We start from the raw sequence: 19,008 nt of genomic DNA on the forward strand, positions 1-19,008 counted from the left end.
TGTGACCGGGCGACGACGACTCGGGCTGGTGGCGGCCGCGGCGACCCTGCTGTCGGCCGCGCCGCTCTCGGCGATCTTCGACACGTGGACCTGGCTGCTCCAGTGCCTCCTCGCGGTCGGCCTGATCGCCGGCGCCGCCGTGCTCACCCGCAGCATGCGGCTGCCGACGTGGGCCCAGGCGGCCGGCATGGCACTGACCCTGCTGCTCACCCTCACCTGGATGTTCCCCAGCGGCGACGAACTGCTGGCGCTGATCCCCTCGCCCGCCACGTTCAACCACTTCGCCGACCTGTTCTCGCAGGCCGGGAACGACACGCGGTCGTACGGCGTACCGGTCCCCGACCGCGACGGCCTGCTCTTCATCGCCGTCCTCGGCATCGGCACCGTGGCCATCGCCGTCGACCTGCTCACCGTCGTCGCCCGCCGCCCGGCCCTCGCCGGCCTCCCGATGCTGGCCATCTACTCGGTGCCGGTCGCCGTCTACGTCGACAGCGTCCCGGTCGTCCCGTTCGTCATCGGCGCGGTCGGCTTCCTCTGGCTGCTCGTCGCCGACAACGTCGACCGGGTACGCCGCTTCGGCCGCCGCTTCACCGGCGACGGCCGCGACGTCGACGTCTGGGAGCCGTCGCCGCTCGCCGCGGCCGGCCGCCGGCTCGCGGTGATCGGCGTCGCCACCGCCGTCCTGCTCCCGCTGATCGTGCCCGGCCTCAACACCGGCCTGCTCAACAAGCTCACCCAGGTGGGCACGGGCGTGGGCGGCAACGGTACGGGCAGCGGCGGCAACGGGCGCATCAACCTCTTCGCGTCGCTCAGCGGGCAGCTCAACCAGAGCCAGACGACGGACTACGTGCGGGTGACCACCACCGAGCCGGACCCGTTCTACCTGCGCTTCGGCACCGCGGACGTGCTCAGCACCGCCGGGTTCAGCAACCGCACCCCGACCGGCCGGCCGCTGTCGCGGGGCATCGTCGACCCCCGCCAGAACGCCGACACCGACGGCGGGACGTACCAGCAGTACCACGCCGAGGTCGAGATCACCGAGGACTTCGGGCAGACCCTGGCGCCCGTCTACTCCTCCACGATCGACGTCGACGGGCTCGACGGCGGCTGGTCCTACGACCCCAGCGCGCAGGTCGTCTTCTCCAACCGCACGACCACCAAGGGCAAGAAATACTCGTTCGATTACGTACGCGCGAAGTACACGCCCGGCCAGCTCCGGCAGTCCGAGCCGCTCGCCGAGGACGACCCGATCCGCACCCAGTTCACGCCGGTGCCGGAGGATCGCAAGGTCGAGGCGCTGGTGGCCCGGCTGACCCGCGGCAAGGACACCCCGTACGACAAGATCATGGCGCTCTACCAGCACTTCTCCCGCGACAACGGGTTCACGTACAGCCTCCAGGCGGCGGACCCGGAGGGCGGCGCCTCGGCGATCTCGGCGTTCCTCGACAACAAGACCGGCTACTGCCAGCAGTACGCGGCGGCGCTCGCCTGGATGGTGCGCGAGGCGGGCATCCCGGCCCGGGTCGCGTTCGGCTTCACCCGGGGCAGCACCCGCGACGGCAGCGCGTACGTCCTGACCAACCGCAACGCCCACGCCTGGACCGAGGCCTACCTCGACGGCTTCGGCTGGATCCCGTTCGACGCCACCCCGGCCGGCTCCGTGGTCGGCTCCAGCCGCTCGGAGTGGGCCCCGGACAACGACCGCGTCGACACCCCGTCGGCGTCGTCCTCCGCCTCCTCGGCCCCCGGCGCCGTCAACAGCGCCGGCCCCGGCGCCAGCAGCCGCCCCGGGAACGACCGGGACGCCAACGCCTTCGGCGCCCCCGGCGGCGAGACCCCGTCGGGCGGCTCGTCCACCGGCCTGCTGACCGCCGGCATCGCGGCGCTGGTCATCGCCCTCCTGCTGGTGCCGGCCCTGCGCCGCGTCCTGGTCCGCCGACGCCGCCACGCGGCCACCGCCGCCGTCACGGCGACCCCCTCGACCGGCCCGGTGCTGCCCGGCACCCGCCAGGTCACCGTCACCACGGAGTCGATCCGGGCCCGCGAGGACGCCCACGCGGCCTGGGACGAACTCGTCGACACGATGGTCGACTACCGCGTACCGGTGGACCCGACGGAGACCCCCCGGCACACGGCCCTGCGCCTGATCCGCGAGGCGGAACTGGTCGACGCCCCGGCCCAGGGCGTCACTCTCCTGGGCCACGCCGAGGAACGCGCCCGGTACGCCCGCACCCCCCTCCAGGGCGAAGGCCTGACCACGGCCCTGAACCAGGTCCGCCGCGGCCTCGCCCGCACGGCCTCCCGCCGCACCCGCCTGACGGCCCTGTTCCTCCCCCCGTCGGTCATGCTCCGCTGGCGAATGTCCCTGTCCGACCTCTCAGCCACCTGGCTGACCACCCTGAGCCGCGGCCGCGACCTCCTGGTCCGCTTCAGCCCCCGCCGCCTCCTGGCAAGCCGCACCCGCTGACCCCACTCCCGGCCGGACCCGCCCAGGGCCCGGCCGGGATCACCGTCACCCCCGGTCCTGGTCCCGCCCAGGCCCCGGCCGAGACCACCCCTCAATCCCGCGCGCCCGGACCTGCCCAGGGCCCGGCCGGGACCACCCTCAACCTCGGATCTGCCCAGGGCCCGGCCGGAGCACCGCCGGCATCAGGCCAGGTCGGGGGCGTGCGGCGACGGTGCTAAGACGGGCCCGCCCGGACCGCCACCGGCACCCGGGCCGGACCACCGCCTGCGCCCGGACCGACCCGCCTGCGCCCGGACCGGCCCGCCGACGGCCGGCCGGGATCCGCCCGGCGCACCGCTGCCAGGCCGCTCATCGATGTCGTGGGCGAGGTGGGCCCGGAGTCGCCGCCAATCCGCCTGGCCGCGCGCGGGGTCCAAGCGGAGGACGGCCGGGCAGAGGGCGACGCGGCCAGGCGGAGAACCGCGCGGCCAGGCGGAGAACGACGCAGCCGGGCAGAGGATGACGCAGCCGGGCGGAGGGCGGAGGGGTGGCGGATCGCCGGCAGGATCGGGTCGGCGCGGGTTGGGGGCAGCATTGAGCGGCGCCGCGCTCCGTGGGGTGCGGAGGGACGCCGCGTCATGCCCGGCTCATTGTGGGTGAGCGGCGGGCGGATACGGCGATGGCGGCCGGGTGGCCGCCATCTTGTCGCCGTGGGTTGCCTGGTTAGCGGTGACCCTCGGGGCGCTGGCGCCAGCGGTCCTCGAGGCGGTCGATGAAGCCCGCCTTGCGGGTCTGGCGGGTGCGGCGGGTCGCGGTGCCGCCGACGGCGTGCAGGTCGGGTGCCTGCCCCTTCCGGCGGCTCTGCATCGCGAACGCGGCCGAGGCCAGCATCACCACGAAGCCGGCCACGCCGAGCGGCGTATTGCTGCTCACCGTGCCGTAGACAACCAGTGCGAGACCCAAGACGATCACGAACGCCGCGACTACCAGCCGGCGCCGGGCGTGGAAACGCGGGTCACTGTTCCGCACAGCCGAGGCGAACTTGGGGTCCTCGGCAAGCGACCGCTCGATCTGATCGAACAGCCGCTGCTCGTGCTCCGAGAGCGGCACGGCATTCCTCCCCGGGCGCATGTCCGGCCCCCCAGCGGTGGTGCGGGCGGCCGATGGTGCGAGGCAGCCGACCGGCTGCCTTACCGCAAGTCTACGAGGGGGTTGCCGGGTCGGAAAGCGGGACGACCGTCGAGTGCGGGTGATTTTCGGCCCGACGTAGATCACTTCGTCCCAAAAGACTGGCCGGTCCGACGATGGAACGCCCGAAGCGGGCCGCCACGGCGTCGGCTGCGGCCTCCGCCTCGCGCCAGCCGCGCTCGGGTTCGCCCAGCGTGGGCTGCCGGGACGCGGTCGCGGCGGCGGCCAGCCCCTCGACGCGGATGCCGACGAGGCGGATCGGCTCGGCAGGGCGGAGAACCTGGAACAGCGCCCAGGAAATCTCGAAGATCTCGCGTGCCACATCGGTGGTCGTGGGCAGCGTGCGCGAGCGATTGACCGTACGGAAGTCGGCGACCCTGATTTTGATCGAGACCGTGCGGCCGACGTTGCCGCTCGCCCGCAGCCGCGCGCCCACCTTCTCGGCGAGGGCCAGCATGCTGCGGCGGATCATCGCCGGATCGGTGACGTCCGTGTCGTAGGTCAGCTCGGCGCCGATCGACTTCTCCTCGTGCTCGGCGATCACCCGGCGCGGGTCGCGGCCCCAGGACAGCTCGTGCAGGTGCGCGGCGGAGGCCTCGCCGAGCGCGCCGCGCAGCATGCTCACCGGGGCGCGGGCCAGGTCGCCGACCGTGGTGAGGCCGAGGCGGTGCAGCTGGGCGGCCGCCTTCTCTCCGACGCCCCAGAGCGCGCCGACCGGCAGCGGGTGCAGGAAGTCGAGGACCTGCCCGGCCGGGACGACCATCATGCCGTCGGGTTTGGCGCGGGTGGAGCCGAGCTTGGCCACGAACTTGCTCGGCGCGACCCCGACCGAGCAGGTGAGCCGCTGCTCCTCGAACACCCGGCGGCGGATGGCGGCGGCGATGGCCGCGGGACGCCCGAGCAGCCGCTGGGCGCCGGCCACGTCGAGAAACGCCTCGTCCAGGGAGAGCGGCTCCACCAGCGGGGTGACGTCCCGGAAGATCCGCATGACGGCGTCGGAGGCGGCCGAATACGCGGAGAAGTCGGGCGGCAGGAAGATCGCGTGCGGGCAGAGCGCCCGGGCCCGCATCCCCGGCATCGCGCTGCGGACGCCGTAGCGCCGGGCCTCGTAGCTGGCCGAGCTCACCACGCCGCGCGGACCGGCCCCGCCCACCACGACCGGGCGTCCGCGCAGCTCGGGGCGGCGCCGGACCTCCACGGCGGCGAAGAAGGCGTCCATGTCGACGTGCAGGATGGTGCAGCCCGCGTCGTCGGCCTCCGGCCCGAACCGCGGGTCGCGTCCCCGGCCGATCGCCTGGCTTCGTCCCACCCGGGGAGACTATCCAGGGGGTCTGACAAAACTGAGCAGCGGAACCGTCATCTCGGCGGCGGTCACCGACCCGTGGTACGCGACGAGCCTGCCGACCGACGGCGGCTCCCACCCGCCCGCCAGCACGACGGTGGTGCCGAGGCAGATCACCACGACGTCGCCGATCCGGTCGAGATGCGCGGGCGGCACCGGCCCGTACAGGCCGCGCTCGATCGCGTCTTCCCTGGTGAGGACCCACGCGGAGGAGCCGAGCACCGCCCGGTAGGCGGCCACGACGTCGTCCGTGGCGCCGGCCTCGGTGTGCAGGTAGCGCACCCGCGGCTCACCGGCGACCCCGGCGATCCCGGCGCTCAGGGCCGGGTCGGCGGCCAGGTCGACGCGGGTGCCGAGGGGGATGTCCAGCTGCCCGTGGTCGGCCGTGACCAGCAGCGCCGCCCGCGGTGGCAGGCCCTCGACGAGGCGGGTGATCAGCTCCCCGACCCACGCCGCGGCGTCGCGCCAGGGGTCGGAGTCGATCCCGGAGCCGTGGCCGTGGTGGTCGAGGTCGGGGTGGTAGCCGTACACGAGGCCGGGCTTCGAGAGGGCGGCCAGCATGGCGGTGGAGAGGGCGTACGGGTCGGCGGCCCCGGCGAATCCGGCCCCGCGGTAGGCCGCCCGGGTCAGGCCGGTGCCCCGGAACTCCGGCCTGGTGACCAGCGTCGTGCGGACCCCGGACCGCTCGAACCAGGTGGGCACCGGCTGCCAGGCGGCGGGATCGGGGTCGGTGCCCCACTGGATGTGGTTGAGCACCGCACCGCCGGGCCGGCGCACGGTGAAGCCGAGGACGCCGTGCGCGCCGGGCGGCGTACCGGTGCCGAGGGTGACCAGGCTGACCGGGGTCGTGGAGGGAAAACCCGAGGTCAGCGTGCGTCCGGCCAGCTGCGTCAGGATCGGCGCGTGCGGGGCCGCGACCGGGATCTGGTACGCCCCCAGCCCGTCGACCAGCAGCACCGCGATCCGGTCGACGTCGCCCAGCAGCCCGCCCAGCCCCAGCACATCCGTGGCACCGGGCACCCCGAGCACCGCCCCGGCGCTGGGCAGCAGCTCCGCGAGGCTGCCCGTGCCGTACGCGGGCAGGACGACGCCGGACGCCGTCACGGGCGCCGGGCGAAGACGTGCAGCTGGGCGGCGATGTCGCGGAACGGCGGCCGGGCGGACAACGCCAGCTCCAGCTCCAGCATGGTGCGCGGGTCCGCCTCGACCACCGCGGCGGGCAGGAGGTCGGCGAGCACCCGTACCCCGTGGATCTCCTCGACCGTGAGCCCCGCCCCGCTGAGCAGCGCCGCGGCGGTCTCCGCGTCGTAGCGCCGGCGCAGGGTGTCGCGGCCCCCGGCGCGCCCGTCCGGGTCGTCGAGCAGCGCGGACGCGGCGCCGAGGTGGCCGTTGAAGGCCCGGCCGAGCACCGCGGCGGCCCGCCCGGCGACCAGCAGGCTGACCGCTCCCCCGGGTCGCAGCGCGGCCGCCACCGCGGCGACGACGCCGGCCGGATCGTCGACGACCTCCAGCACCGCGTGGCAGAGGATGAGGTCCACGCTGCCCGGCGCGACCAGTCCGGCGAGCGCGTCGCCGTCGCCCTGCACGGCCCGGACCCGGCCGGCGACGCCCGCGTCGGCGGCCCGGCGGGTGAGCGCGGCGAGGGCGTCCGGGCTGGCGTCGACCACGGTCACGGTGTGCCCGGCCTCGGCCAGCGGCACGGCGAAGCCGCCCGTCCCGCCGCCGACGTCGAGCACGGTCAGCTCGCGCCCGGCGTGCCGCTCCAGCTCGCGGCGCAGGACGGCCCAGACGGCGGCCGTGCGCACGGTGCCGGGCGGTCGGGGGGTACGCGTCGATGCGGTGTCCACCGGGGCAGCGTATCGGCCGCTCAGAAGGCCATGACCACGCCGGTCGCGCGGGTCATCTCGCAGGGGTTGCCGAACGTCCGCGACCAGTCGACCCGCTTGCCCCGCCACCGGCCGGTGACCTCGGCGGTGATCGGCGCGTACTCCATGGTGCACATCATTCCCCGCACCGGCTTCAGCTTCGCGGGGTCGCCGCCGGCCCTGGCGAGCGCGGCGCAGGCCTTGCCCTTCTTGGGGTGGGCACCGCCGGCCGGCTCGCACCGCAGGATGACCGCCGCCGCGAAGCCGGCATCCGACATGTAGCTGAGATGCAGCTCGGTTTTCTTCGTAGCCGCGGCGGCCGGCGCGGCCGCGGCGAGGACCAGGACGGCGGACAGGCCGATGGTACGGATCATGGTGTCGCTCCCCCGTGGTGCATTTCCGTGCGCATCCGGTGTACGCCACAAAAGGTGCCGTACGCGCAGAACGGAAATATAGTGCCCACTCAGCGGAAGTCGCGGGAGGCGGGAGTGACCGGCGGGGTGAGCGCGTCGAGCCGGTCCGCGACCAGGTTGAGCACCCCCTCGGCCTGTTCCAGCCGCCCCCGCACCACCAGCGCCGAGCTGGTCCGGGCCACCCGGCGGTAGCGCTGCCACAGCCCCGGCGAGCAGGTGACGTTGAGCATCCCGGTCTCGTCCTCCAGGTTGACGAACGTGACCCCGCCCGCGGTCGCCGGCCGCTGCCGGTGGGTGACGATGCCGCCGACCCGGATCCGGGTGCCCGCCTCGACCCGCCCCAGCCGCGCGATCGGCAGCGCGCCCCGCCTGTCCAGCTCCGCCCGGAGGAACTGCGCCGGGTGCGCGTCCGGGGACAGGCCCGTCGCCCACACGTCCGCGACCAGCCTGTCCACGTCGCCCATGCCGGGCAGCGTGGGGGCGCCGGTGCCGGTGACCGTACCCGGAAGGCGGTCCGGGCGGTCCTGCGCCGCCGCACCCGCGGCCCACAGCGCCTCCCGGCGCGAGAGCCCGAAACCCGCGAAGGCGTCGGCGGTGGCGAGGGCCTCCAGGTGGGCGGTCGAGCATCCGGTCCGCCGGGCGAGGTCCGCCATGTCCCGGTACGCCCCGTGCGCGCGGCGCTCACCCTCGATCGTCTTCGCCAGCTCCTCGCCGACGGTACGCACACTGGACAGCCCCATCCGCACGGCCGGCCCGCCCAGCCCCCACGCGTGCGGCGGCTCCCCCGGCGCCGAGCCCCACCGGGTGGCCGCCGTCGACTCCAGCGTCGCGGCGGCGTCGCTGAGGTTGATGTCCGGGCGGCGCACCTCGACGCCGTGCCGGCGCGCGTCGTCCACCAGCGACTGCGGCGAGTAGAAGCCCATCGGCTGGGCGTTGAGCAGGGCCGCGCAGAACGCCGCGGGGTGGTAGCGCTTCAGCCACGCGCTCGCGTACACGAGGTAGGCGAAGCTCATCGCGTGGCTCTCCGGGAAGCCGTAGTTCGCGAACGCGGACAGCTTGAGGAACAGGTCGTCCGCCAGGTCCCCGGTGATGCCGTTCGCCGCCATCCCCGCGTAGAGCCGCTTCCTGATCCGTTCCATCTTCTCGACGGACCGCTTGGACCCCATCGCCCGCCGCAACTGGTCCGCCTCCGCCGGATCGAACCCCGCCACGTCGATGGCCAGCTGCATGAGCTGTTCCTGGAACAACGGCACCCCGAGCGTCTTCTCCAGGGCGTTGCGCATCAGCGGATGCGGATAGGTCACTTCCTCGAGTCCGTTTTTCCTCCTTATGTAGGGATGCACCGAGCCGCCCTGGATCGGTCCGGGCCGGATCAGCGCGACCTCCACCACGAGGTCGTAGAATTTGTCCGGCTTGAGGCGGGGCAGGGTGGCCATCTGCGCGCGGCTCTCCACCTGGAACACCCCGACGGAATCGGCGCGGCACAGCATCGCGTAGACCTCGGGATCGTCCAGCCGCATGGTGCTGATGTCCAGATCCGATTCGATCATTTCGTACGCGTAGTGCAGCGCCGACAGCATCCCCAGCCCGAGCAGGTCGAACTTCACCAGCTCCACCGCCGCGCAGTCGTCCTTGTCCCACTGCAGCACCGTGCGTCCCGGCATCCGCCCCCACTCCACCGGGCACACCTCGATGATCGGCCGGTCGCAGATGACCATGCCGCCGGAGTGGATGCCGAGGTGCCGCGGGAAGCCCTGCACCTGGTTGGCGAACGTGACCACCTGCTCGGGGATGTCGTCCACGTCGATCGCCGCGACGCTGCCCCACCGGTCGATCTGCTTGCTCCACGCGTCCTGCTGACCGGGCGAGAACCCGAAGGCCTTGGCCATGTCGCGTACGGCGGACCGCGGGCGGTACGAGATCACGTTGGCGACCTGCGCGGTGTGCTCCCGGCCGTGCTTGGCGTACACGTACTGGATCACCTCCTCGCGCCGGTCCGACTCGATGTCCACGTCGATGTCCGGCGGGCCGTCCCGTTCCGGCGCCAGGAACCGCTCGAACAGCAGGTCGTACTCGACCGCGTCCACATTGGTGATCCGCAGGGCGTAGCAGACCGCCGAGTTCGCCGCCGAACCCCGGCCCTGGCAGTAGATGTTCTTCTCCCAGCAGAACCGCACGATGTCGTAGACCACCAGGAAGTAGCCGGGGAAGTTCAGCTCCTCGATCATCCGCAGCTCGTGCTCGAGCTGCGCGTACGCCCGCGGATGCGCCTGCGGCGGCCCGTACCGCTCCCGCGCGCCGCGCAGGGTCAGCTCCCGCAGCCAGCTCATCTCGGTGTGACCGGGCTCGGGGATCGGGAAGTCCGGCAGCCGCGGCGCCACCAGGTTCAGGTCGAAGGCGAGATCGTCACCGAACATCGCGGCGTTCTCCACCGCGCCCGGGTACGCGGCGAACCGCCTCTTCATCTCGGCGCCGCTGCGCAGGTGCGCGGTGCCGGCCGCGGGCAGCCACCCGTCCAGCTCGTCGAGGCTGCGCCGGGCCCGTACGGCGGCCAGCGCGGTGGCCAGCCGGCGCCGCGCCGGGGTCGCGTAGTGCACGTTGTTCGTCGCGACCACCTCCAGGCCGCGGGCCCGCGCCAGCCCGTACAGAAGATCGTTGCGGTCGTCGTCGTACGGGTCGCCGTGGCTGGTCAGCTCGACGGCGACGTTGCCCCGGCCGAACAGGCCCACCAGCCGGTCCAGCTCCCGCGCCGCCGCGCCCACCCCCTCGGCCGCCAGGGCGCGCGGCACACTGCCCTTGCGGCAGCCGGTCAGGACCAGCACGTGGTCGCGCAGCACCTCGGCGAGCTGCTCGAGGTCCCCGTACGCGGGCCGGCCCTTCTCCTTGCCGTCGAGCTGGCCCCGGGAGATCGTCCGGGCGAGGCGGGCGTACCCCTCGGGGCCGTGCGCCAGGGCGAGCAGGTGCCGGCCCTCGGGGTCGGGTTCGCCGTTCTGCGGTTTCGTCAGGTCCAGGGAGAGTTCGGCGCCGAAGATCGTGGGCAGCCCCAGCTCCCGGGCGGCCTGCGAGAACCGCACCACCCCGTAGAACCCGTCGTGGTCGGTGACGGCCAGGGCGGTCAGCCCGAGCCGCGCCGCCTCCTCGGCCAGCTCCTCGGGGTGGCTCGCGCCGTCCAGGAAGCTGAAGTTGGTGTGGCAGTGCAGTTCGGCGTACGGCTCCTCGCCCACGGTCCGGACCAGCGCCGGAGCCTCGTACGGTGGCCGCTTGCGACTCCACGCGGGCGAGTCACCGCCGTCACCGTCGACGGCGAGCGGGTCGACGACGTGCAGATGCCGCCCCTCGCCGCTGAGCGTCCTCTCCAGTTCGCCCCACGGCATCCGTGGATTGTGGAAACCCATCTCCCCCGCCTAGTCGTAGATCGCTTCGACGGCCCAGTGCCCGGACGCCAGCGACAGCAGAAACGCCTGCCCGCCCGCGACGGCGACCTGGAACCGGGCCCGCCGGCGCCCCTCGCCGGGCGCCCACCACCGCTCGTCCACCGGCCACGGCCCGGCCCACCCGGTGATCGCCTCGGCCTCCTCGCCGATCACCAGCACGGCCGGGGCGCCGCTGAGCTCGAGGCGGGCGCTGACCCCGACCGGCGTACCCGCCTCGTCCAGCACGACCGCGGGCGCCGGCTGCGGCAGGACCAGCGCGGGCGAGGGCGCCGGAAGCCGGCCCGGCCACGGCGGCAACTTCCCCTGTTCCGCGGGCTTTCCCCGCTCGCGTTCCGCGTCCTTCGTCGCTTCTTCGAGGGCGACCACCACGGGCTCGTCCCCCGGCACCACCGGCTTGGGCGGTGCGGCGGGCCGGGCCGGTTCCCGCTCGTCGCCCCACGGCACCAGCCGCACCTGGTCGTCGGCGGACCGTCCCCCGCCCCGCACGGCCGTCAGCACCGACTCCGGGCCGAGCAGCCCCTGGACCCGGCTCAGCGCCCGGTGCGCCCGTTCCCGTTCCGCGCCGGTGTCCCCCCACAGACCCGGCTGAAGTCCGAGGTGGACCAGCACCCCGTCGGGCACCAGCCGCAGCCGCACCAGCCCCGCGGTCGGCCGGGCGGGCGCACCCCGGCGCGCGCCGGTCAGCCAGCCGTCGAGCTGCCAGCGCACCCGCTCGGCGATGGCGGCGGCGGTGAGCAGGCCGTCGTGCCGCCAGACCCGGTGCAGTTCCTGACCGTCGGCGGTCACCGCTTCGATGCCCAGCCGGGTGCAGGCCATTCCGTACGCGGCCAGCCGCTCGTGCAGCCGTTCGGCCAGCACCCGCCCGGCGAACGCGGCCACGTCGACCCGTTCCAGCGGTTCGTCGTACGTGTCGGAAACATCAAGATCGGGCGGAGGCTTCCGTACGGCGAGAGGCCGGTGATCCAGCCCGGCGGCGAGCCGGTGAGCGAGCGCCCCGTCGAACCCGAACCGGGTCAGCACGTCGGACGCGGGCAGCGCGGCGAAGTCCCCCAGCGTCGTCACGCCCAGCCGGCGCAGCAGGTCGGCCAGCTCGGGCCGCTCCAGCGCCTCGACGGTCACCCCGGCCAGAAACTCCCGGCTCCCCCCGGCGGGCACGATCCGCCCGTCCCGCGCGGCCAGCCCGGCCGCGAACACCCCGTCGGCGATCCCCACCTGACTCTCGACGGCACAGGCCTGCGCCACCTGCTCGACGATCCGCTCGGCGGCCCGCTCCTCCCCGCCGAAATACCGGGAGGGCCCCCGGGCGGCCAGCGCACAGGCCCCGGGCCGCACCACCTCGACCCCGACGGCAACCTCCTCGACGGCGCCGACCACCGCCTCGAAGGCCCGGGCATCCCGCCCCGCATCATGCTCGACGACAACAACCTGAGGACAACGCCCCTGAACCTCCCGCCGCCGCAACCCCCGCCGAACCCCTTCCCGCCGCGCCGCCTCGGAACAGGCCACCACCCGATTCCCCCGCAACACCACAACGGGCCCCTCGGCCGAGACCCCCTCCACGATCTCCGCAGCAACAACCGGCCAATCCGGACACCAGACCAGCAACGTACGAGGCCCCCCACTCACCGCGACCCCACCACGGACAACCGCCCCCACCCGCCACCATCCCCACCCTCCGAGCCACCCCCGGCGCCGCCCTCCCCCACCCAGCTGCCCTCCTCGCCCCGCGCGCCTTTCTCCCCAGCCCGCGCACCGTCGTCCGCAGCCCGCGCGCCGCCCTCCCCGAGCCGGCGGGCCGGGCCGGCACCCTCCCCGCCGTCCTTCCCGGGCGGCCAGGCCAGGCCGAGATTCCCCGCACCCCGCCGCCCCCGGCCACCCCCGGCCAACTCCCGCTCCGCCGCGGCCACCGGACCGATCGCCGGCATCCACAGGGTCAGCTCCTTGGGCCGCGCGGCAGCCCCCCGCCCCCGCGCCACCACGGTGACCTCCCGCTGCCGCAACCGCCCCCGCCCGTCCCCGAGCCCCTCCCAGCGCCCCTGCGTGACCTGCAACGTGACATCGGCCCCGTCCCACCGCCCGTACGGCACCAGCACACACCCCCGCTGCCGGGCCCGAGCCACAAGCCGGCTGGTGACCGAGGCGGAAACCGGCCCGGGAACCGCAACAACCACGACATCCACCCCGTCGATGAGCGCGGCGACCACGGTGGCCCACTCGGGACCGGGATGCGGCACCAACGCCAGCCGATCGAGCGCCACCCCACTCTCGGCGGCGGCAAGCGCACCCAGCGCCGGTACGCCGACCACCGCACACCAGGACCCGGCCCGAGAAGCAGCCGAGAGCAGAGCCAGAAGCAAGGAGGTACCACCGTCCCCGACCCGCACGCCCCCGCTCTCCCGCCCCCGCGACCCGAGCCCCCGAGCCACCCCCCGTCCCCCAGGCGCGGCACCCTCCCCACCAAGCCCCAAACGCACCCCACCCCCAGAACTCACATCGGCCCGCGCCCCGCCCCCAACCCGACGGGGATCCCCATGAGCAGCGCCGAGAGCAGCGTCACGCGCAGCACCACGAGCAGCGCCATGAGCGGCGCCCCGCGCAGCACCGTGGGCGACGCCGCGAGTGGCGCCAGACGCAGTGCCATGCGCGCCCCCATACGCAGGATCGTGAGCAGCGCCATGCGCGGTGCCATGCGCAGTGCCAGACGTAGTGCCGTGGGTGGTGCCATGCGCTGTGCCGTGAGCAACGTCGTGGGTGGCTCCATGCGCAGTGCCCTGCGCGGCGCCAGACGCAGTGCCGTGGGCGGCGCGATGCGCAGTGCCGTGGGCAACGTCGTGGGTGGTGCCATGCGCAGTGCCGTGAGCAACGCCGTGGGTGGTGCCATGCGCAGTGCCGTGGGCAACGTCGTGGGTGGTGTCATGCGCAGTGCCGTGGGCGGGAGCGGGAGCAGCTCCGTGGGTGGGGGCGGGCGTCCAGCCGTAGCCCGATGACCGCGGCCCCGCACCGGGGGCGAACCCGATCGCGACGGTGGTTCCCCGGCGAAGTCCGTGGCCGGGCAGCAGACTTCCCAGCTCGGGAAGCACCGGCAGCACCCGATGCATCCCGCCCTCGTCGACGGCCGCACCGGGACGCACCAGATCAGCAAGAGCCGCCGCCCCACCGATCATGCGCCCCGCCATCGTTCCGCCCCGCTGTCCACATGCGACGAAGTTGATCTTCGTGGCTCTGCCGGAGAGACAGAACCACCTGGAAACCACAGACCTGAAACCACCTGAAGGACGAAGCCGCCCCCGGCCACGCCACCACTCCGAACCGACCGCGCTGCCGGCCACCACGGTCCCTGCCGGCCATACCCGACTGCCGACGGTTCGGCCGGCGACGATCACTGCGCCACGACCCATCACTGCCACCACGACCCGGCCGGCGACGGCCCCGCTGCGATGACCGGCTCGTGTCGGCCCGGCCATCGACGGTCCGGCCACCGACGGTCCGGCCGGCGGCGATCGCGGTCGGCGACAGGCTGGTCGACGACGGCTCCGGCCGCGCGGCGGCTTCGGTCGGCGACAAAGCTGGTCGCGGACGATCTCGGTCGACACCGGTCCCCGGTCGACGCCGGCCCTGGTTGGTCGACGCCGGCTCCGGTCGACGCCGGCCCCGGTCGACAACAAAACGATCGGCGGCGATCCCGGTAGGCGGCAGGCGGGCGGCGGCGGTTTCGGGTGCGGGGCGATCTCGGTCGGCGGCGGTGGGGGCGGGGACGGGTCTGGTGGCGGTGGTGCGGGTCAGGCTGCTTCGAGGGTGGGTTGGTAGGCCAGGCCCAGCGCCGATTGCACCAGGGATACGAACGTTTCCGCTGCTCTCAGGAGGTCGTCCGCCTCGCGGGCGGTGACCACGCGGGGGATGCCGGCTTCGGCGGCTGCTCGCTTGGTGGCGCCCAGGGCGAAGTAGCCGGCCCAGTCGCTGAACTCGGGGGCCACCAGGACGAGGAGGGACCAGACGCTGGTGACGCGGTTGCGGCGGGTGGGGGCGGCGGGCCTGGCACGGGCGGCCAAAACGGCCGCGGCCGCGCGCAGGGCCGCCAGGTGGGCCGCGGCGTAGCGCAGGCCATCGGGGCGGGTGCGGGCCGCCTCCGCCAGGCCCTCACGGGCTATCGCGAGCAGCTGGGCGGGGGTGCGGTTGGGCAGGAGGTTGGCGGGCACCGTGGGGGCCGCCTGAGTGCCGGCCGTCGGGGCGTGCGCCAGGCCATACGCCCGCGGGCCCGGCTCGGCGGCGGGCCCGGGGCCGGGGGCGCCGCGGTCGTGGAGCCCAGCGGCGGGCCCGGCGGCAGGCCCGGGGCCGGGGGCGCCGCGGTCGTGGGGCCCAGCGGCGGGCTCGACGGCCGGGGCACCGCGGAACGCCGGGGGCCGGAGGGTGGGGCTGGGACGGTGCTGCCGGGGGGCAGGTGGTCTCAGGCCCGGTGCCGGGTTGCTCACCATGGTCTCTCCTCGCGTGTGTCGCATCCGACGTGCTGGTCGAACCGGGGTGCTGCGGAGGAAGGCACAGCGGGTGGGGCTGCCGGCCGGGTGTGAAGCTTCCCCACACCACACCCGGCCGGACTGGCGGGCGGGTCCGTCGCCCGTCGCCCGGGGGTCGAGGGCGGCGGACGACGGTCCTGCCTGGTGCAGGCCCGGACCCGCGAATGCCCGGACCTCGCGTGCGGCGCTTCGCGGACGCCGCACCCGGGAGTCACGCCGCGAACGCGGCTCCCGTTCAGTCAGCGCGGGCGCCGATCCTGCCGGACGGGCCGGTCCTCGCGCCGATCCGATTCGCCGGACGCCAGGAGGGGCGACCGCCGGATCGGTGTCGGCTCGGGTGGAACAGCCGTTCGAACCAATCGAACACTCGTTCTAACTACTGGAGAGAGTAACACCCCCCTCCGACAAAAAAGCAACGGCGAACGCCGCAGGCCGGAGGTGATCTTCAAGGACTCGGCGGCAGCCGCGGGTGACCTGGCGAGGGCAACGCGGGCGACCTGGCGAGAGCGACGCGGGCGAGCGGGGCGGGCCGGGGAAGGGCGCCGAGGATCCGGGACCGCCGGGGGGCGTACCGCCTACCCGGCGCGCGGGTGCCGGCGCCGGTACGTTGTCCCGGGGCTCGCCGGTTGCCAGGATGCCCCAGGGGTACGGCACCCCGCGGAGCGGAGGTTCGGCATGCGGACGATCGTGGTCACCGGGGCGAGTTCCGGGCTGGGCCTGGCCGCGGCGGAGAGGCTTGCCGCGCGGGGCGATCAGGTGGTCGTCGTCGGGCGTGATCCCGGCCGGCTGGGCGCGGCGATGGCCCGGATCCGGGCGGCCGCCACCGGCCCCGAGCCGGACGAGTTCCGGGCCGATTTCACCTCCCTGGATCAGGTACGCCGGCTCGCCGATCACGTGCTGGCGGCGTACCCGGCCGTGGATGTCCTCGCCAACAACGCCGGCGCCATGCTGGGGGCGTACCGGAGAACCGAGGACGGCCTCGAGGCGACGATGGCGGGTAACCACCTCGCGCCCTTTCTCCTGACCGGGCTGCTGCGGGACGCGCTGCGCGGCGGGCGGGTGGTGAACACCGCCTCCCAGGCCCATCGGCGGCGGCGGCCGGGCCCGGAGGATTTCACCTGGGACCCGGCGGCGTGGCACGGGTGGCCGGCCTACTGTCACAGCAAGGCCGCCAACATCCTGTTCACGGCGGAGGCGGCGCGGCGCTGGCCGGACATCCTCTCGGTGGCGTTCCACCCGGGCGTGGTGCGCACCAACTTCGCCACCGGTACGGCGGTCCGGGTGCTCTGGGCGCGGAACCCGTTGCTCACCGGTTCGAGGAAGGCCGGCGACCTGCTGACCTGGCTGGCGACCGCGCCGGCGGAGGAACTGCGCAGCGGCGCCTACTACGTCGGCCGCAAGGTCGCCCGGCCGGATTCGCGGCTCGCCGACCCGGCGCTCGCCGCCCGGCTGTGGGACGCCAGCGAGGAGGCAGTGCACGCCGGCCGGGAAACAGCCGGATGAAGAGCAACAGGGGCACGTGCGTGCCGATCGGGAAGCCTGAATGGGGAGAATAGGCCGATGGAGAATCATCCCAATGTGCTCGCCGTGCGGGCCGCGCTGGGCGACACCGCGCCCGAGATGGTGGTCTTCGACGAGGGCGTGCACACCGCCGCCGCGGCGGCCGCGGCGCTCGGTGTCGAGATCGGACAGATCGCCAACTCGCTGATCTTCGAGGCGGACGGGGAGCCGCTGCTCGTGCTCACGTCGGGGGCGCACCGGGTCGACACGAAGAAGGTCGCCGCCGCGCTGGGGCTGGCCGAGCTGGGCCGGGCCACGCCGGAGTTCGTGCGCGAGCACACCGGCCAGCCGATCGGCGGGGTCGCGCCGGTGGGCCACCCCCGGCCGGTCCGCACGCTGGTCGACGTCGAGCTCGCGCTGTACGACGAGATCTGGGCGGCCGGCGGCGTGCCGCGCGCCGTTTTCCCGATCACGTACCCGGAATTGCTGAGGGTCACCGACGGCACACCGATGGATGTCGCCTGAGGCGTGGATCACTGGCGGGGGTGTCTTGTGAGAGGGCCGGGCTCGACGGCGGTCCCTAGGATGGGTGGCTACTCCTGCCGTCCTCCAGACCCCCCGGAGAGTGCCCCGCATGGCCGCCGATACCGCCACGGATGCGGTAGCGACCCCTGTAACCAGCCCGGAGGAAGCCGCCCCGGAGGAGGCCGGCCCGAAGAAGGCCGCCCCGGAGGAGGCCGGCCCGAAGAAGGCCGGGGAACCCCGCCCGGAAGCGGGGAACGGCGAGGGGAAACCGCCGCCCCCGAAGCGGCGCCGGGGCTGGCGGGAGCTGCTGCCCACGGCCGCCCTCACGATCGTCCCGTTCGCCGTCACGCTGACCGTGATGCTGATCGACATCGGCAAGCGGCAGCTGTGGCGCGACGAGAACGCGACCTGGTGGGCGGCCTCGCTGCCGACCGGTGACCTGCGCAAGCTCGCGGACACCGTGGACGCGGTGCTGTATCCGTACTATCTGTTCCTGCACTGGTGGATCGGTCTGTTCGGGGATTCCGAGACGGCGCTGCGGATGCCCTCCGCGATCTTCATGGCGCTGGCCGCCGCCGTCGTCGCGCTCATCGGCCGGCGCCTCTTCGACGCGCCGACCGGCCTGGTGGCGGGCCTGCTGATGCCGGCGGTCCCGGTGATCAGCCGGTACGGCCAGGAGGCCCGGCCGTACGCGATGGCGCTGCTCGCCTCGGTCACGGCCGTGCTGCTGTTGCTGCGGGCGCTGGAACGGCCGTCGGCGTGGCGCTGGGCCGCGTACGCGATCGCCGTGCTCTGGATCGGCTACAGCCACGTCGTCGCGCTGATGGGCCTGGCCGCGCACCTGATCGCGGTCGTGCCGGCGGTGCGACGGGCGACCGGCCGGGACCGGTGGTGGATCGTCGCCGGGTGGCCCGTGGCCGTGCTCGCGGCGGGGCTGACGGCGCTGCCGCTGATCCTCGACGGGGACCGGCAGAGCGCGCAGATCAGCTGGATCCCGAACACCACCTGGGCGCGAGTGCACGCGTTCCCCGGGGAGATGTTCCTCAGCCCGGCGGTCGGCGGCTTCTTCCTGGCGCTGGGCTTCGCCGCGATGACCCTGCTGGCCCTCTCGGACAGCCGCAGGCAGCGGTGGATCGCCGCCTTCCTGGCGTTCTGGGCGGTGCTGCCGCCGGTGCTCGCGTATTACACGTTCCACGAGTTCCACTTCTTCCTGCCGCGCTACCTGCTGTTCACCGTGCCGGCGTGGGTGCTGCTGGGGGCGTACGCGATCCGCCGGCTGGCCACGCCCACCGGCCTGGCCCGGATATTGGCGGTGACGCTCGTCGCCGGCGGCGCGCTGACCTTCGCCGGCTGGGACCACCAGACGGCGATGCGCACCGACCAGGCCGAGGAGGAGTACGCCTTCCGCGACGCGGCCGGCTACATCGCGCAGTGGGAGCGGCCCGGCGACGGCATCATCTTCTCCGGCTACGACTTCCTGCACCGCGGCTTCCGCTACGAGTGGCGGCACCAGCCCCTGGCCGAGCAGCCGCGGGAGGTGCTGGTCGCCCAGCCGCCGGGCACCGAGTGGTCGTGGGTGCATCCGCCGTGCCGGGACACCGCGGCCTGCCTCGCCGACGGGCCGCCGCGCATCTGGCTCGTCTCGTCGGATCCGAGCGGCTGGCCGACCAGCCCGCTGCCGTCCAGCCAGCAGCCGGACGTCGATGCCCGCTACAAGTGGGTCTCCAAGACCGTCTTCCACAGGCTGTGGGTCACCGAGCTGGAGCGCCGGCCGGGGCAGTAGC

14 protein-coding genes are annotated in these 19,008 nt (G+C 74.2%); 4 read left to right on the forward strand and 10 right to left on the reverse strand.

The window, feature by feature from the left end:
- Position 1 precedes the first annotated feature (1 nt).
- Positions 2 to 2,467 carry a transglutaminase TgpA family protein gene (locus CLV70_RS13300; protein ID WP_106126759.1) on the forward strand — a complete coding sequence of 822 codons (2,466 nt, stop codon included), beginning with the start codon at positions 2 to 4 and terminating at the stop codon, positions 2,465 to 2,467.
- A gap of 702 nt (positions 2,468 to 3,169) precedes the next feature.
- Here CLV70_RS13300 and CLV70_RS13305 read toward each other — a convergent pair.
- The 10 genes from CLV70_RS13305 to CLV70_RS13350 all read right to left on the reverse strand — a co-directional run bounded on the left by CLV70_RS13305 (position 3,170) and on the right by CLV70_RS13350 (position 14,884).
- Positions 3,170 to 3,556: a DUF3040 domain-containing protein gene (locus CLV70_RS13305; protein WP_106126760.1), complete on the reverse strand. Its 387-nt coding sequence runs from the start codon at positions 3,554 to 3,556 to the stop codon at positions 3,170 to 3,172.
- Positions 3,557 to 3,647: 91 nt separating this feature from the next.
- Positions 3,648 to 4,943: a DNA polymerase IV gene (locus tag CLV70_RS13310; RefSeq protein WP_106126761.1), complete on the reverse strand. Its 1,296-nt coding sequence runs from the start codon at positions 4,941 to 4,943 to the stop codon at positions 3,648 to 3,650.
- A gap of 9 nt (positions 4,944 to 4,952) precedes the next feature.
- Positions 4,953 to 6,080 carry an alkaline phosphatase family protein gene (locus CLV70_RS13315; protein WP_106126762.1) on the reverse strand — a complete coding sequence of 376 codons (1,128 nt, stop codon included), beginning with the start codon at positions 6,078 to 6,080 and terminating at the stop codon, positions 4,953 to 4,955.
- Positions 6,077 to 6,823, reverse strand: a complete 747-nt coding sequence (locus CLV70_RS13320; RefSeq protein ID WP_106126763.1) for a methyltransferase domain-containing protein — start codon at positions 6,821 to 6,823, stop codon at positions 6,077 to 6,079. The genes CLV70_RS13315 and CLV70_RS13320 overlap by 4 nt, the downstream gene beginning before the upstream one ends.
- Before the next feature lie 20 nt (positions 6,824 to 6,843).
- Positions 6,844 to 7,215, reverse strand: a complete 372-nt coding sequence (locus tag CLV70_RS13325; protein ID WP_106126764.1) for an SSI family serine proteinase inhibitor — start codon at positions 7,213 to 7,215, stop codon at positions 6,844 to 6,846.
- Between the two features lie 89 nt (positions 7,216 to 7,304).
- Positions 7,305 to 10,649, reverse strand: a complete 3,345-nt coding sequence (locus tag CLV70_RS13330) for an error-prone DNA polymerase (protein WP_106126765.1) — start codon at positions 10,647 to 10,649, stop codon at positions 7,305 to 7,307.
- A 9-nt stretch (positions 10,650 to 10,658) separates the two neighbouring features.
- Positions 10,659 to 12,314: a DNA polymerase Y family protein gene (locus tag CLV70_RS13335; RefSeq protein ID WP_106126766.1), complete on the reverse strand. Its 1,656-nt coding sequence runs from the start codon at positions 12,312 to 12,314 to the stop codon at positions 10,659 to 10,661.
- Complete coding sequence (locus CLV70_RS41015; protein ID WP_425440148.1) at positions 12,311 to 13,180, reverse strand: hypothetical protein; 870 nt, start codon at positions 13,178 to 13,180, stop codon at positions 12,311 to 12,313. Before CLV70_RS41015 ends, CLV70_RS13335 begins: the two co-directional genes overlap by 4 nt.
- The gene (locus tag CLV70_RS39670; protein ID WP_158277761.1) at positions 13,177 to 13,329 is read right to left on the reverse strand and encodes a hypothetical protein; all 153 of its coding nucleotides are present in this window, start codon (positions 13,327 to 13,329) and stop codon (positions 13,177 to 13,179) included. The genes CLV70_RS41015 and CLV70_RS39670 overlap by 4 nt, the downstream gene beginning before the upstream one ends.
- A 1,138-nt stretch (positions 13,330 to 14,467) precedes the next feature.
- Positions 14,468 to 14,884: an SAV_6107 family HEPN domain-containing protein gene (locus CLV70_RS13350; RefSeq protein WP_245908200.1), complete on the reverse strand. Its 417-nt coding sequence runs from the start codon at positions 14,882 to 14,884 to the stop codon at positions 14,468 to 14,470.
- Positions 14,885 to 15,874: 990 nt separating this feature from the next.
- Between CLV70_RS13350 and CLV70_RS13355 the strand changes: the two genes are divergently transcribed.
- The 3 genes from CLV70_RS13355 to CLV70_RS13365 all read left to right on the forward strand — a co-directional run bounded on the left by CLV70_RS13355 (position 15,875) and on the right by CLV70_RS13365 (position 19,007).
- Positions 15,875 to 16,702, forward strand: coding sequence for an SDR family NAD(P)-dependent oxidoreductase (locus CLV70_RS13355; RefSeq protein ID WP_106126768.1), 828 nt, complete (start codon positions 15,875 to 15,877; stop codon positions 16,700 to 16,702).
- A 57-nt stretch (positions 16,703 to 16,759) separates the two neighbouring features.
- Complete coding sequence (locus CLV70_RS13360) at positions 16,760 to 17,224, forward strand: YbaK/EbsC family protein (protein ID WP_106126769.1); 465 nt, start codon at positions 16,760 to 16,762, stop codon at positions 17,222 to 17,224.
- A 109-nt stretch (positions 17,225 to 17,333) separates the two neighbouring features.
- Positions 17,334 to 19,007 (forward strand): glycosyltransferase family 39 protein, encoded by a 1,674-nt coding sequence (locus CLV70_RS13365; protein ID WP_106126770.1) that lies wholly within the window; start codon positions 17,334 to 17,336, stop codon positions 19,005 to 19,007.
- Position 19,008 lies beyond the last annotated feature (1 nt).

Source organism: Pseudosporangium ferrugineum, assembly GCF_003002065.1.
Taxonomy (GTDB): Bacteria; Actinomycetota; Actinomycetes; order Mycobacteriales; family Micromonosporaceae; genus Actinoplanes; species Actinoplanes ferrugineus_A.